This window comes from Falsiphaeobacter marinintestinus, assembly GCF_007923355.1.
In the GTDB taxonomy this organism is placed as follows: Bacteria; Pseudomonadota; Alphaproteobacteria; order Rhodobacterales; family Rhodobacteraceae; genus Phaeobacter_A; species Phaeobacter_A marinintestinus.
Genome location: NZ_VOGO01000004.1, coordinates 1 through 14,354, shown reverse-complemented (window position 1 = coordinate 14,354; position 14,354 = coordinate 1). Strand labels below are relative to the sequence as shown.

The window sequence follows — 14,354 nt, the reverse complement described above, 5'->3', positions numbered from 1 at the left end:
CCAAGGGTAATAATCTGGCTGAGGCGGCACGCGTATTGCCTCGTCACATCCCCACCACTTGCGCCATCGGCGGCGCTGGAAATATCTGATTTTACGGGAGAAACGTGAGGGCGCGCGGATCATCCACATTCGTCACATAAGTCCCTAATTTAATCCGCTTCATCCGGATCGCCAGACATTCCCGGCTGTGTTCGTCCAGGATGTTCAATTTCCTGAACGCCCGGCCATCGTCTGTTCGATGATGCACGAAGTCGTACGACCAGACATGATTGCGATACTCGGGGCGCAGCCGAACACAAGATCCATCCTCAGCCAGAGCCGTCCCTTCTTGGGTTGTTTCCTTGGCACTTTGAGCCCCTCGCGTTTCCACAAACGCTCGACACGTTTGTCATTCACTTGCCAGCCAGCGTTCCGCAACAGGGCAAGCGCGTCATCAATGCAGACTTGCAGGTTCTCAAGACCATTCTCGATATGCGCAGTTCCCTCTGCCGTCTGATATCTCTGAACGCAAAGCTGGATGCGAAGACCATCGTCAATCACGCCCGGCACGGAGTTGACGCCTCGCGCACAGCTATGATGATCGAAGCCGATGATGATAGTTTGCTCGCCTCATAGCTTTGGGCCGGAGCGTCGAATGGCAACTTTCAGAGGATATTCTGGAGGCCGAGAGAGAGGCAAAAGCCTTATTGAACGGCTCCGTAAACTGAAGAATGTATTCGTAGCATCTGACGGCGAAACACTGATAACCACTTTTAGCTGACATTTCGCAGCACTGTCCCGAGAGGCTGTCGTGATCCGTACCGGGGCGTTTCCAGGAATTGCTTGTCCCTCTCGGCAGCCTCCTACGCATGCACCTGCCGGGCATTTATCCACGCCATACTTCTTTGCAAGCTCTGCCAGTCGTGATGTCTTCACGGATCGCCTCACGTGCAACCTTGGCTTTGGAGTCCGATAAGTGGTTCTTTCTCTTCGACATTTGGGTCATCTCTTTCACACGTCAATTCACCTTGGCGACTGGCCCGAAATCCCGAGACCACCTCTGCGGCAGCCGGATCACATCCAGTCGTCCGGGCCGTCAAGGAGATAGCTAAATGAATTCACGAGGGATCTCGGATCCGAGATCCCAAGTAGAGTGACGCTGGCATGGCCAAAATCGAACACGGTGTTGCCATCGACGACCGAGGCATAGTTGCGAACGATCCCTGCCCCCCGCATGAAATCATAGGCAAGCAGGTCGGAGTCGAAAGTCAGCGTATCCCCTCCCACCTCGAACCCACGGATAACGTCGTGTCCAACATCGTCAGGCGCGTCGTGATTGAATTCGAAATGGTCGCGCCCTCCGCCACCGAACAGTATGTCATTGCCGGGACCACCAAACAGGTAGTCGGAGCCGCGACCACCGACGAGGTGATCATTCCCCGAGCCGCCGTACAGAAAATCGAGATCAGTCCCGCCGTTCAGGCGGTCATTGCCATCGTTTCCGTAGATCCAGTTCCAACCATCCCCTTCCGGACCAAAGATGAGGTCGTTGCCTGGCCCACCTTCGATATCGCCTGTCCTGGGTGGATTAAGGATCGTGTTATCAAAGCGTGCTGTCTCCCAAACGATCGGGGTGTTTGCTGCGATTGCCACCCTGCCCTCGCTCTCGGCCATGGGCAAAATACTATGTATCCGGGCACTGAACTGGAATCCGTCCGCGCCAAACGCATTGCGTGTCATCGTTGTCTCCAATTTCAATTTTTTAACAAATATCTTGAACTGACATCTCAACCGACATTCCCCAAATAGAACACCGATTGGTTGATGTTGCCGCCATTTTGCGCTCCGATCAAGATTCTTGGACAGGCTGTACCGTTGGTTGGGCGTCTTGCACGCGAACCGAGGGTGTTTTCTGTCCTTAGCGACCGGTTTGGTCCAGCTTTCGGTCTGATCAACACCTGTTTGGACATACCAGTTAAGCCGCTTTCCTACCAGTTTTGTCGCTGTCGTCCTCATGCTGGACACGGAGGTGCACGCAGCCCATGAATGACTGCGAGAATACGGTTGAACTGGTTGACACTGACGCCAGCTTCGGCCAGTTGGAATGTGATGGCCCGAGCATGACGCACCGCTCTCGCTCCAGCTTTGATTAGCCTCGTTTGGAGGCTGGTCAGCGACCAGTCAGCCAACTCTTAGGGGAGTTCGGTCCCTTGCAGGAAGACACCCAGATTTTAGGCCAGTGCATGAAGTTGCAGACGGACCTCGTTCTGCGCCATCCCCTGCATGACAATCGCGTCCAGTTGTTCGCCTGCTTACATTCCTTGATGTATTGCTCGGCCGTGCCGCGTTGGTTGTAGAAGCGGAAGATCCAGTCTGGCTCCATCGGCAGGTTGGTGACCACGAAGCCCACGCAAGGGAACAGCTCACCCGGATGCCATTCCACCTTGGCGATGACGCGACGGGGCTTGTCCCAGGATGCCGCCTGATACTCGAAGTCGCCGTAGATGCGCTTCACGCCTTTTGGCGGACGACCCACAGGACGCTTGAGCAGATACGCAATCTTGCCCTGAAGAACGCGATTAGCCCCAAGGCGGATGGCGTAGAAATAGCTTTCCGCTTCCAGAGTTTTGTATAACTCCGGGATGGCGAACGCAGCATCCCCCCGGAAGAAGCGCATCAGATGACGGTCCGCGTATCGCGCGATGACTGGCTTCAGAACCGCCTTCCATCCGTCGGCGCTGTGAACCTTGCCGGGGCGCAAGGCACAGCGTTCGAGGTGACCAAACTGGGTGAAGACGAACAGCGGGTGATAGCACATGCAGCCGAAATGCCCGTTCCAGGCCATGCCCTCCTGCCCGCCATGGGTCGGGCTGACCGAACTATCCATGTCCAGCGTAATCCACTTGGGCGGTTTGCGATTGTGAACCCGGTCGATCCAATGTCCCGGCATGTCAGCCAGCGGTGTGCGATTGTCAGCCGTCGCCAGAACTTCAGTCTCGAACCTGCCCATCTGGCTTGCGGACGCGGCCTTGGCATCTACAGCCCATCCTCCAACCACGTGCCGCATCACCGGATCGAGCGCCAGACGATCCGCGTCATTCACATCATCAGAGCCGGCCAGCCGACCGAAGACAGACTGGCGCAACATACCAACCGGAGAATGCAGTCGATTGTGGCCCGTTCGCGTGTCTCTCAGAAATCCACCCGCAATGTCGTGCAGGCCCAGAACCTCATCCAGTTCCCGGAACAACAGCAATCCGCCGGCAGAACTGATCTTGGAACCATGGAATTCCAGACGCACCCGCCAATCAAAACCAAGCTGCTACCACCCGTTTCGCTTGCACCCTTTGGGTGATCCATAATCCGCCGCCTTCAGCCCAATTAACATGCTGAAATATAACGCATTACTGGCAACCTGAGGTGCGAAAACGTCAGTCTACTTGGGGAATGCGGGTTTAATTCTAGCACCCGCATCTCTCAACCTGCCGACGAAGCACAAGTTTGGCAAGCTCCCCCCCCCAAAATGGTGATATGGAGAATCGAAGCCTGCCAGAGCGAAAAACGCATCGGGTGAGGGTGTGGACCACGACGGCTATTTGGCCCATCTGTCACAGCCGGAACCAATTGACCGGGAAGGGCGAATGATTGAGCGCCGGACCAAGTTGGAAAAGCTCCCCGCCATTAAAAGCCTCGACAGCTTTGACTTCAAAGCCATCCCCAGCCTGAACAAGATGATAGTGCTGGAACTGGCGCGCTGTGAATGGATCGAAACCTTCAGCACTGAACGCCCGACCGGTGCGCTTCTGGACCGGTTGACCCAACAGTTGAATATCCCAGGATCCAAACCCATTGATTTTGTACTGCACAAATCATTCCCTTCCAATTTGCACAGTTTTGGGTTTGTCTGAACGAATGGAAAGACGCCTGACCACTATCGTCGCTGCTGACTTGGTTGGGTATTCTCGCCTAATGTCTGACGACGAAGAAGGCACGCTAAACCGGTTCAAGAGCGCCCGTGCGGCGATTATAGAACCGGAACTAAAGTTGGCTGGCGCGCGCTTGATCAAGACAATGGGGGATGGCTTGTTGGTGGAGTTTTCTTCGCCTGTGGCGGCCGTCAGAACATCTCTGGCCATTCAGAACGCCATGATCACGCGGGAGGCCGATGCGCCCGAAGCACAAAAATTGAAGTTCCGGATTGGGATCAACCTTGGCGACGTAGTCATTGATGGGGATGATATATTGGGTGACGGCGTCAACATCGCCGCCCGGCTCGAAAGTCTCGCTCCTCCGGGCGGCATCTGCATTTCACGCGCAGTCCACGATCAACTTCGGGGCAAGATACCTCAACCAATGACCGCAATAGGTCTGCAAAGCGTCAAGAACATACCTGATCCGGTCGATGTCTGGCGTGTCGAAGTCGAAGGGGTCTTGGCCGTTGACGCACCTGCCTCACAGGCGACCGAACGGCCCTCAATCGCTGTCTTGCCGTTTGAAAACATGTCGTCGGATGCCGAACAAGAATACCTTGCCGACGGGATCGTCGAAGATGTGATCATGGAACTGGCGCGATTTCGAAGCATCTTTGTGATCGCTCGAAATTCGACGTTTTCTTACAAAGGCACCCACAAGGACGTGCGTGAAATCGCGGCAGAACTTGGCGTGCGCTATGTGGTTGAAGGCTCTGTTAGGCGGGCCGGAGACAGATTGCGCGTCAGCGCGCAATTGATCGAAGGGACCACCGGCAATCACCTATGGGCAGAAAGATGGGATCGGACAATGGCCGATCTGTTCGACGTTCAGGACGAACTGACACGCGCTATCATTGATGGAATCGAACCCGAACTAGGGGCCCATGAACGGGCCACGGCTCGGCGCAAGCCAACTGAAAGCCTAACCGCGTGGGAACTCTATCAGCGGGCATATTCAGAATACGTCTCGGATGACGAAATGCAGAGTTATGAGAACTGCTTTGATTACCTGACCGCGGCGATCAAGGCTGACCCGGACTTTGCATTACCTCATGCATTGCTGGCCCGCTGGTATTTCTATCACATTGTCTCGGGCCTTACGAAGGGAGATCGCGATGCCTTTGTACAGGCGGGTCTTTTTCATGCCGATGCTTCGGTACATTTGGACAAAAGGCTACCATTGGCGTTCGCCGGGCAAGGCCTGATGCTTATGGTGTCGGGCCGAATGAGAGAAGCTGGTGAGGCGCTGGATAAGGCAGAGACGCTGAGCCAAAACGAGCCTGTCTTATACTTTGCGCGTGGCGTCTGGCATCAGTTTCAGTCCGATCCCGATGCGTGGGAAAAGGCGTGCCTGATGGGCCTGAAACTCAGTCCCAAGGATCCGCTGCAATGGGTCCATTATTGGAATTTGGGACATGCGCGGTATGTGCGCCATTTCGATCTGACTGATCCTAGCGTCCGAGAAGCCTATGAAACTGCGGCAAGTTTCCATAATGCCGATTATCACTGCCAAATGTTCGCCGCCTTGGCAGCCCTTGCCCAAGGAGACTTGGCAGATGCACGGCATTATGTGGCAAAAGCCTTGAAAAGGTATCCTGAAATCACGCTGAAAAACTGGATTTCTTACGATACCCCACACATGGACAGGTTCTTGCGCGAAACCACGGCTGAGCAGGAAAGCCTGATCGCTCTGGGGTTACCTCGGGGATAGACAGGTGGCTATCCACTCCCGCTTCCACTGTGACTTGCTGGAAAATCTGCGACCACGAACGGCTCTCAGCACCTCGGGTGGCTCTGTTCCGTCATGCCGACCTGTCCCATCGAACAGCAGCTTTCGAACTTCGCATGTCAGATGTCCCTTTGTGCGAATCGGATTCCTGACGTAGCGTTAACCATCCGGGTGCCGTGTATTTGAGCGTGTTCGGAGAGCGATGGATGGCAAGGCCCAGGGACGGTGACTTGCAGATATTTTTATAAGCAGTTTGTGCGGGCACCCTCTGATCCTGCCCGTCAAAGCATAATGCGGGAGCGTTTCCATGTTGACGACAGAAGAAGCCGCACAAAACCTGATCGACTACGACGCGGCACTGACAACCAGCCTGAACAATGTCGGCGAAATCCGCGACGAAGTTGGCGACGCGCTGGACACGTTGGAAACCGTTGACCGGGTCATCGACAAGATCGAAGGCTTTCGCGACGAGATTGCCGGGTTCAACGACGACATCGGGAAGCTTCGAACAGTTTTGAGCCTGATGGAAAAAGCCGCCGCTTTGCGCCCCATTGCACGGGTTGGTGAAAGTATCGTCAACAGCGTTCAGGATGTGCTGAACAAATTCGAAACCGAACTGAACAAAGCCATTGCCGCCGTCGATGACAGTGCGATCAAGGGGCTTCTGGATCGCGTTGTTGACTCGGTCTCGACCTTTGACGGGCAGCTTGCCGCTGTCGAAAGCGAAATCAGCGATCAGCAGGACGCGTTCGGAACCATCGTCAGTTTTGCAGCAAAAGCGGCGACGCTGGCGGAAGAGCCGATACAGCTTGCCGGGACGCTGGTCGAACAACCCCTCGCGCTGGTGGATGCGATCAACGCGCTGTATTTTGACAATGACAGTTCGGATCTCGACAGCGTCAAAGAGCTTCTGACTGACTTTTCCGGCGATCTGCCCTCGGCTGACTTTTCGGCGTTTCTGTCGTTAGAGGCGGCAATGGACGACGTCTTTGATGCGCTCGACTTCATCCGCAAACCGCTGGATGCCGTGTCCAAGGTTCTGGAACCCATCGAACCGCTGTTGTCTGCCGTCGACTTTGTCGCTTCACTGACCGTCGATCCGGTGATCGAGTTCGTTCTGGACAACCTTGGCATCGATCAGGTGATCGACGCCGCCGAGGCCAAAGTCAGGGCGCTGTTGCCGGACGCCGATGCGCTGGACGGGTTCGACGGCGTGTTCAACGCTATGGAAGAGGCGTTGGCCCGGTATGATCCGCTGACCACTTTACGTACCTATGACCACGACCGCTCGGACACAACGGACGAGCGGGCCGATCCGTTTGGCCTCGGCGAATGGGTGGTCGAGAACCTGCAGGCCAAGCTGATGGAAGCCGCCGTTGAAACCATCAACGGCACGATCCTGAACACCAAGATTGGCGAATTGTCGGCAGAAGGCATTGGTGTGGCCATCGAAATCCCTAACGGTGTACGCGGCGCCGATGATGATGATCTGCTCTATGCCGAAATTGACCCCGACGGGCCGGACAACGGCGTTAATCCGATTGCGGATATCCATGACCTTCTGATGATCGGTGATGACAAGGACAACACGATCAAGGCCACCGGCGGCGTCAACGTGCTGTATGGTGCGGGCGGCGACGATCTGTTGATCGGATCGGATGATCCTGACCCCGACGCCGAAGATATCGCCGTATTCAGCGGTACAATTGACCAGTACCGGTTCAGCCGCTCCGATCTTGAGTCGCCGGTGATCATGGAACATGTCTCGCCCATTCCCGGGCAGTCGCTCGACGGGCGGGACACATTGATTGGAATCGAGAAAGTCACCTTTCTGGGCGGGTCCACAGGAACTGTGCTGACCTTGTCTGTCGATGATCTGTTCGATCAGGTCGAAGCCGTCGATGCGGGCGGTACCGTCAACCGGTCGCAGGAAGGTGACGCAAACGGCGATGGCGAAATCGACTCGGTCTTTCTGTTTGGTCGTGACACGATTCCGCCCGCAACCACCCAGACTGTTCTGGTTGGCGGAGCGGGCGACGACCTGATCTCGGGGACAACTGGCAACGACCTGCTGGTCGGTGGGCGCGGCGATGATGATTTCCGTATTCGGGGCGGCGTGGACGTTGTCAACGGCGGTGGCGGATCCGACACCCTGTCTTTGTTCGATGACAACGGGGTCAGCAATTCCAACGTGTATATCAACCTCAAGGATCGAGAATTTGTTGTATCAGGCACATTCAAAGCCACGCTGATCAGCATCGAAAACGTGCTGATCGACGACGAGCGAAATATCTTTGTTTTTGGTGACGCCAAGAACAACATTCTGACCACCGCCGGGCGTCAGGATCTGGTGTTTGGCGGGCGCGGTAGCGACACGATCTTTGGCCGCGGCGATGCGGATATCCTGATTGGCGGCATCGGATCGGACCAGGTCTATGGCGGTGACGGTGGCGACTATCTTTTTGCCGGTGATCGCGCCCTGCGCAGCGCCAGTGACTTTTATGATGGTGAAGAAGGCAAGGACACGCTCAGCTACAGCGGCGACAATCAAAGCGTGTTCAATCAGCAGTTCATCGAGGATGCCAAGAACAGCGTTACCGACATTCAGCAAACCCAGGCCTATCTCAGCCAGAACAACTCGCGCTCGGTTATCATCTATGCAGGCGACGGTCGGGTCGAACGGCTGAACCGAGAAGGCGGCATTGTTGTTTCGGTCGACACCTTCCAGAATATCGAAAACTTCCACGGCTCTGACTTTGCCGACATCCTCTATGGCGGTCTGGGCGAAAATTCGATCGTGTCAGATTTGCTTGGCGGCGCTGGCAACGACGTCATTCACGCCGAATTGGCCTCGGGCAGTATTGACGGAGGAGCGGGCAATGACCTGATCATCGCGGATGTCGACCGGTCAGCCGCTTATGGGTTTGCCAGTGCCGGTGTGAATTACATCGGTGGCGGCGGAGTGGACACTCTGGATCTGACCAAGAATGACGATATGCGCTGGGAAGTGGTCGACACAAATGCTGACGAAGGCGGCGATGCGGGCCTGTGGTATTATCTGGCATCCGAGTCCGAAACATCCTCGGCAACCAGTTCATCAAAACTGAGCCTTGACGGGTTTGAACATTACATAGGCTCGGACAATGCCGACTTGTTCCACCTGTCCCAGGACGCCGCCGTGACGGTGGAAAGCGGCGACGGCAACGACTTTATCAAGGTCGAGTATGATAGCGGCGACAGCCACTATACGATTGATGCCGGGTTGGGCGACGACCTGATCGAAATGTGGGGCGACGGGACTGTTGAAGGCGGCGCAGGCGAAGACGAGATCCGCGTGTACCTGACCCAGTCTGGCGATTCAGTGGACGTTGATGGCGGGGCCGGCAATGACATCGTCTTCATCCGCTCGGGCCGGGGCCATCTGGATGGCGGCGAAGAACGCGACGCTGATGGGAACCTGATCATCGACAACGACATCTTGTCGGCCTTTGTCACCAATGACGCCCGGTACGGCACGACATTCAGCCCCTATGGTGGGCTTAACGTCAATCTGATGACCGGCACCGTGAGCGAGCTTTCGGGGAATGACGTTAACTTTACCATCGCTAATTTCGAAACTATCATCGGCTCGGATCTGCATGGCGACATCCTTGGCGGCGGCACCGCAGATGACCGCCTGATCGGGGCCGGGGGCAACGACATTCTCGAAGGCCGGGCAGGCTTGCACGAAAACCCGAACCTGAAGACGTTCTTCCAAATTCCCGTTGAGGACAGCCTGACCTTTAGCGGCAGTTGGACGCTGGAAGCGGTGGTATCGACCAACAAGGATGACAGTGACTATCAGCGGATCGTGTCCAAACCGGTTGACGGAACCCAGACCTTTTCACTGGCCGTACACGAAGGACAGGCGCACGTCCGCTTTGACAGCGCCAGCGTTGGTGCGCGGTTTGTCGAAGCCGGGTTTGTCGCGGATGGCGAAAACCACCATATCGTCGGACGGTATGATGCCGTGACACAGACGCTGTCGCTGTTTGTCGATCAGGTGAAAGTGGGCGAAATCTCGGTCGCGGGGGCGGTTCCGCGCACGATCTCCGGGCCGGTGAGCGTTGGCAACTTTTCCGAAGAACGCAACACCCAGCCCTTTGCGGGCGACATCACCGGAGTCCGCGTCTGGAGCGTTGCGCGCAGCGATGACGAGGTCATGCAGCCCTATAGCGCGGTCAATCAACCTCAGACCGAGGATAACTTGGAAATCGCGCTCAGGATCCGGGGCGATATTGCTCAGGACCTCAGCGCCAACGCCTATGACATCGATGTTATTGACTGGTCGTCGGGCAATGATCTGCTTTACGGCGGCGCAGGTTACGACCGCATCTATGGCGGTGACGGCGATGATTTTCTGCATCCCGGTGGCGGCTCGGGTGATAGCCTGTATGGCGGGCATGGGAACGACACGGCCAGTTTTGCCTTTGGCGCCCCTGGTGCGGACCGCGCGCAAGCCGAATTTGCCTTTGCATCGCACGACTATGACAATGTGCACGCAGATCTTGCATTGGGTGTCGCGTACCAAAGCGGTCCGGAAGACAAGATTACGTATCTCGACAGCATCGAAAATCTTGTTGGCACCTCGCTGGACGACATATTGCGCGGCGACCATCAGGACAATTCGTTGTCCGGTGCCCTTGGTGCCGACCTGATCGAGGGAAGGGGCGGCAATGATACAATTGCCATTCTCGGCGACGATACCGCAGATGGTGGCGACGGCGATGATTATTTCAGCCTTGGGTTCGGCAATGCGACGATTATCGGTGGCGAGGGGGAGGACACGCTGGCCTTCGATGAAACCGGCATCGTTTTGTACGATTTGGCCCTGAATCAGTACCGTTCAGAATTTGCAGTACAGGTTCCGGTCTGGGCAGATGGCGGCACCGAGATCCGTTTCGTTGAAAACACGACCGTCGGCTACACGCCGCAGGATGTTCTGGAAACCGATCCGGCTTATGCTAATTCACTTGACGACGCTGGTCGCGCAATTCCGGATGATCCTCAGTTTCAGATCGTTCTGGAAACGGAAATTCGTCAGTATTCCGGCAGCTTTACCGGCATTGAAACCCTGATCGGCGGCACCGCTGTCACGTTCATCGCAACACCGGGCGATGATCTGATGATGGGGCTCAGCGCCGCTGACACCCTGAACGGGGCGCTGGGGAATGACACCTTGATTGGCGGCGGCGGAGCGGACAACTTACTCGGCGGTCAGGGTGACGACACGCTGGAAGGTGGCGCCGGCAGTGACATCCTGAACGGCGGCGACGGAGATGACGTCATCGACCCCGGGGCGGGCGGCGATGAAATACAATTTGCACGCGGGGAAGCCGGCAATGATACATACAGGATCGGATCAGACGCCGGACGTGTCGTCATCGACATCCGTGCCGAGGCCTTTGGCGGCGGAACCGATACCGTCATCCTGACCGATCTTCTGGTCGATGACATCACGGTCGAAACCCGCCAAACAACGTCGGCAAATGGCAGGTTTCTGGAGATCACCTGGGACTCCGGGACTGAGGCGGGCGTTATCAGCGTCGCTCAGCTTGGGCGCTTTGTTGAGACCTTCGAATTTGCCGATGGAACAATCATGACGTCGGACGAATTGTTGCTGCTCTAGCGTCCTCAAAACACCGACCCGGCGACCTTGGTTCAGGGTCAGGCCGTCCGAGGAGAATGCAGTTTCATTGGCACTTTCAGCCCCTCTCGCCGCCATAACCTTTCCACGCGCTTGTCATTCACCCGCCGGGCAATGGACGACGAGCGGGGCTAAAAAGTTTCCCTTTGCGGCTTCGGCCACGATCAGCTGGTCCAGCGTCAGATCTGAAACAGCTTTGCGAAGCCGCTCGTTCTCTTTCTGAAGACGCTTCAGCTCCTTCAATTGGTCCGTGCCCATTCCACCGTACCCTCAGCATCGCGCTCGGACCAATGGCGCTGCGACGCTTCGATCTTCCAGCGGTAGAACGTTTGTTCAGTCACGCCAATCTGCCGGATCGCATCCAGACGCGGCATGCCTTGCCCCGTCAGGATCTCAACCTGCCGTAACTTCGTGACAATCTCTTCCGGTTTCGGTCGCTTGTTGGCCATGTATCTCCTCCGTCTTCCTAAACATAGCGGAGGACCACTTCAGTGGCGGAAGACCAGCCGGTGGATCGGGGCTACCTCGACAACAATTACTTGGCTGGCATGTCGAACCTCTATTCCTCGAGCCGCGCTGAGATCATCTAGACAACCGATGAGATCGCGCTGTTCTGCAATGGGGATGCAGAGCGTGGCGTTCCGCCCGCTCCGGCATGGCTGGCCCGTATCTTGATCGTGGCGACCGAAACCGGGATGAGACCCGGCGACATGATCCGCCTGTCGCGCAACCATTTCGAATCCACGCCAACAGGCCATCGCATCCGGATCAAGACCAACAAGCGCCAGCGTGTCGTGTCGATCCCGGTCACGAAGGCAATGGCGCGTGTGCTGGCGGAAACCCCGCGCGACCAGATGATGATCCTGGTCGGAGAGAAGGGCCGCCCCTTCGCCGCCTCGCGCTCATTAGGCCAAGCCGTGCAGCGCAGACGCGACACCTGCGGCATTCGAAAAGAGCTTCGTTTGTACGATGCGCGCGGCACCGCCGTTACTCGGCTGTTCGAGGTTGGAGCGACGTTGCGCGAGCTGACTTTGCAAATGGGGTGGTCGCTCCCGTATGCGGCGACCATGCTTCAGACCTATGCGGCCATGACTCCAGAGAGCGCAGATGCGATTCTGCGTCAAGCTGGCTGAGGCCGAAAGAGGAACGAAACTGTAAACCGGCTGTAAACCGACCCTAAATCAGAGAAAAATTGAAATGCTTTTTTTCTTAGGTTAAGTCTATGATTTTGTTTGAGATTTAAGTGGCGAACCGAGGGGCCTTCATGAAGAGTATGCAACCAAACGCAAACCGAAGCTTAAACCCAAATAATAAATGGATTTTTCCGAACTTCCTGCCCACCGCGCTATGCTATCTTGCACAATTCCATGCATCTAATTGCAGTATTTATGTTGGGTAGGATGTTGGATATACAATGCCGAAAGTCACGACCGAGTTAACCGCGCTGGATGTAAAGCGCCTTATTCATCCCGGCGGGAATCGAAATGTCCTGCGTTCTGTCGGTGGCGTTCCCGGCCTTCATTTGCAACTAACCCCTAAAAAGGGCCGCTCTTGGGTACTGCGCGTGAAGGTTGGTGCGGTGCGTCGTGATATCGGGCTCGGAGGATTTCCTGCGGTGACGCTGGCAAAGGCACGCGTAAAGGCCCGTGAGTTTTGCGAAAAAATCAGCGATGGCGTTGACCCGATAGAGGAACGCAAAGCCGCCAAGGCCGCGCTTGCAGCAGCGCAAAGCCGTGGCCTGACCTTCGCGGATGCAACGGATAGATACCTTGCCGCTAAACTGGACGCCTTCAAAAACGCCAAACATCGGCAGCAATGGCAGAACACTTTGGCGACCTACGCCAAGCCTGTGTTGGGCAAGATGCTGGTGCAGGATATCACGGTGCAGGACGTGTTGCGCGTGTTGCAATCGATATGGAGCGACAAGACAGAAACCGCGTCACGCGTTCGGGGTCGGATTGAAGCGATGCTATCATGGGCGACAGTGGCGGGGCATCGCACGGGCGATAATCCAGCACGCTGAGCGGGCAATCTGAAAGAGCTTTTGCCAGCGCCTTCGAAGGTGGCAAACGAAGAACATCACCCGGCTGTGCAGATCGAAGATGCCCCCCGCTGGTTTGCGGCCCTTCGGAAACGCGAAGGCTTTGGCGCGCGGGCGTTGGAGTTTGTTGCACTGACCGCGCTACGGTCACAAGAGGTACGCGGCGCACTGTGGGAAGAAATCGACTTTGACAAGGCAATGTGGATCATCCCGGCGTCACGGATGAAGATGAAGATGAAGAAGGAACACCGCTTCCCGCTTGCGGCAGAGGCTGTGACGCTGTTGAAATCCCTGCCCGGGCTGGAAGGAAACCCGCTTGTGTTTCCGGCGGCGCGCGGTGGGCAACTGTCCGACATGACGCTTTCAGCGGCAATGAAGCGGATGCACAAGGCGGATTTCGAGGCAGGTGGCACAGGCTTTGTTGACCGCGAGAACAAACGCCCTGCCGTGCCGCATGGGCTGCGCAGCACGTTCCGCGATTGGGTGGCAGAACGCACCGCCTATCCGGACGATATGGCCGAAGTCGCACTTGCGCACCGGATCGGCAACGCAGTGGAGGCGTCTTATCGGCGCGGTGACATGATCGAAAAGCGCCGCAAGATGATGGGCGATTGGGCGGGGTATTTAGCCGGGGCTAGTTTGGTACGATCCGGTGCAGAGATTGTGAAGATTGGATGAGTTATGGCGATTCGGAAGATTGGATTCGCGGCGAAGATTTGGAAGGTTTCAGCAGTGATATGGACCATTGGCGTTGGTGCGAATGAGCCTCCCCCTTTGAAGTGGTCCGCCCCTATGATTAGGAAAGCTGAGGATCAGAGATGGCCATTAAAAGACCCAAGCCCGAAGAGATTGTCGTGAAGTTGCGGCAGGTTGAAGTTCTGATGGGGCAAGGGATGCCCCGGATTGATGCGATCAGACAGATCGGAGTGACGGAACAAACCTATTACC

Annotated in this window: 6 protein-coding genes and 5 pseudogenes; 7 read left to right on the top strand and 4 right to left on the bottom strand. The window is 56.4% G+C overall.

Features of this window, described 5'->3' with window-relative positions; genetic code table 11:
* Nucleotides 1-154: 154 nt before the first annotated feature.
* The 3 genes and pseudogenes from FOY56_RS09915 to FOY56_RS09905 form a co-directional block, all read right to left on the bottom strand.
* Nucleotides 155-423, bottom strand: a pseudogene (locus FOY56_RS09915) (IS3 family transposase); the annotation flags it as partial.
* 630 nt (nt 424-1,053) lie between these two features.
* Complete coding sequence (locus tag FOY56_RS09910) at nt 1,054-1,719, bottom strand: calcium-binding protein (RefSeq protein ID WP_186766303.1); 666 nt, start codon at nt 1,717-1,719, stop codon at nt 1,054-1,056.
* A 272-nt stretch (nt 1,720-1,991) separates the two neighbouring features.
* A pseudogene (locus FOY56_RS09905) lies at nt 1,992-3,339 on the bottom strand (IS1380 family transposase).
* Between the two features lie 209 nt (nt 3,340-3,548).
* Here FOY56_RS09905 and FOY56_RS23950 point away from each other — a divergent pair.
* The 3 genes and pseudogenes from FOY56_RS23950 to FOY56_RS09890 all read left to right on the top strand — a co-directional run.
* Nucleotides 3,549-3,749: pseudogene (locus tag FOY56_RS23950) on the top strand (ATP-binding protein); the annotation flags it as partial.
* Between the two features lie 142 nt (nt 3,750-3,891).
* Nucleotides 3,892-5,661 carry an adenylate/guanylate cyclase domain-containing protein gene (locus tag FOY56_RS09895; protein WP_146345690.1) on the top strand — a complete coding sequence of 590 codons (1,770 nt, stop codon included), beginning with the start codon at nt 3,892-3,894 and terminating at the stop codon, nt 5,659-5,661.
* Between the two features lie 325 nt (nt 5,662-5,986).
* Nucleotides 5,987-11,347, top strand: a complete 5,361-nt coding sequence (locus tag FOY56_RS09890; protein ID WP_146345689.1) for a LamG-like jellyroll fold domain-containing protein — start codon at nt 5,987-5,989, stop codon at nt 11,345-11,347.
* Nucleotides 11,348-11,409: 62 nt separating this feature from the next.
* On the opposite strand, the pseudogene FOY56_RS09885 reads toward FOY56_RS09890, so the two are convergent.
* A pseudogene (locus tag FOY56_RS09885) lies at nt 11,410-11,814 on the bottom strand (transposase); the annotation flags it as partial.
* A gap of 153 nt (nt 11,815-11,967) precedes the next feature.
* On the opposite strand from FOY56_RS09885, the gene FOY56_RS09880 reads away from it, so the two are divergent.
* From FOY56_RS09880 to FOY56_RS09870, 4 genes and pseudogenes are all read left to right on the top strand, one after another.
* The gene (locus tag FOY56_RS09880; protein WP_146345688.1) at nt 11,968-12,498 is read left to right on the top strand and encodes a tyrosine-type recombinase/integrase; all 531 of its coding nucleotides are present in this window, start codon (nt 11,968-11,970) and stop codon (nt 12,496-12,498) included.
* Between the two features lie 281 nt (nt 12,499-12,779).
* On the top strand, nt 12,780-13,388 hold the full coding sequence (locus FOY56_RS24110) for a tyrosine-type recombinase/integrase (protein WP_342779786.1): 609 nt from the start codon (nt 12,780-12,782) through the stop codon (nt 13,386-13,388).
* A gap of 39 nt (nt 13,389-13,427) precedes the next feature.
* A complete protein-coding gene (locus FOY56_RS24105) occupies nt 13,428-14,084 on the top strand; it encodes a tyrosine-type recombinase/integrase (protein ID WP_342779785.1) in 657 nt (218 codons plus the stop codon).
* A gap of 140 nt (nt 14,085-14,224) precedes the next feature.
* Nucleotides 14,225-14,354 (top strand): annotated as a pseudogene (locus FOY56_RS09870) (IS3 family transposase); the annotation flags it as partial.

Bases quoted from the DNA above. Each gene is read 5' to 3' on its own strand.
- FOY56_RS09910 (WP_186766303.1), bottom strand. From the start codon at position 1,719: ATGACACGCAATGCGTTTGGCGCGGACGGATTCCAGTTCAGTGCCCGG.
- FOY56_RS09895 (WP_146345690.1), top strand. From the start codon at position 3,892: ATGGAAAGACGCCTGACCACTATCGTCGCTGCTGACTTGGTTGGGTAT.
- FOY56_RS09890 (WP_146345689.1), top strand. From the start codon at position 5,987: ATGTTGACGACAGAAGAAGCCGCACAAAACCTGATCGACTACGACGCG.
- FOY56_RS24110 (WP_342779786.1), top strand. From the start codon at position 12,780: ATGCCGAAAGTCACGACCGAGTTAACCGCGCTGGATGTAAAGCGCCTT.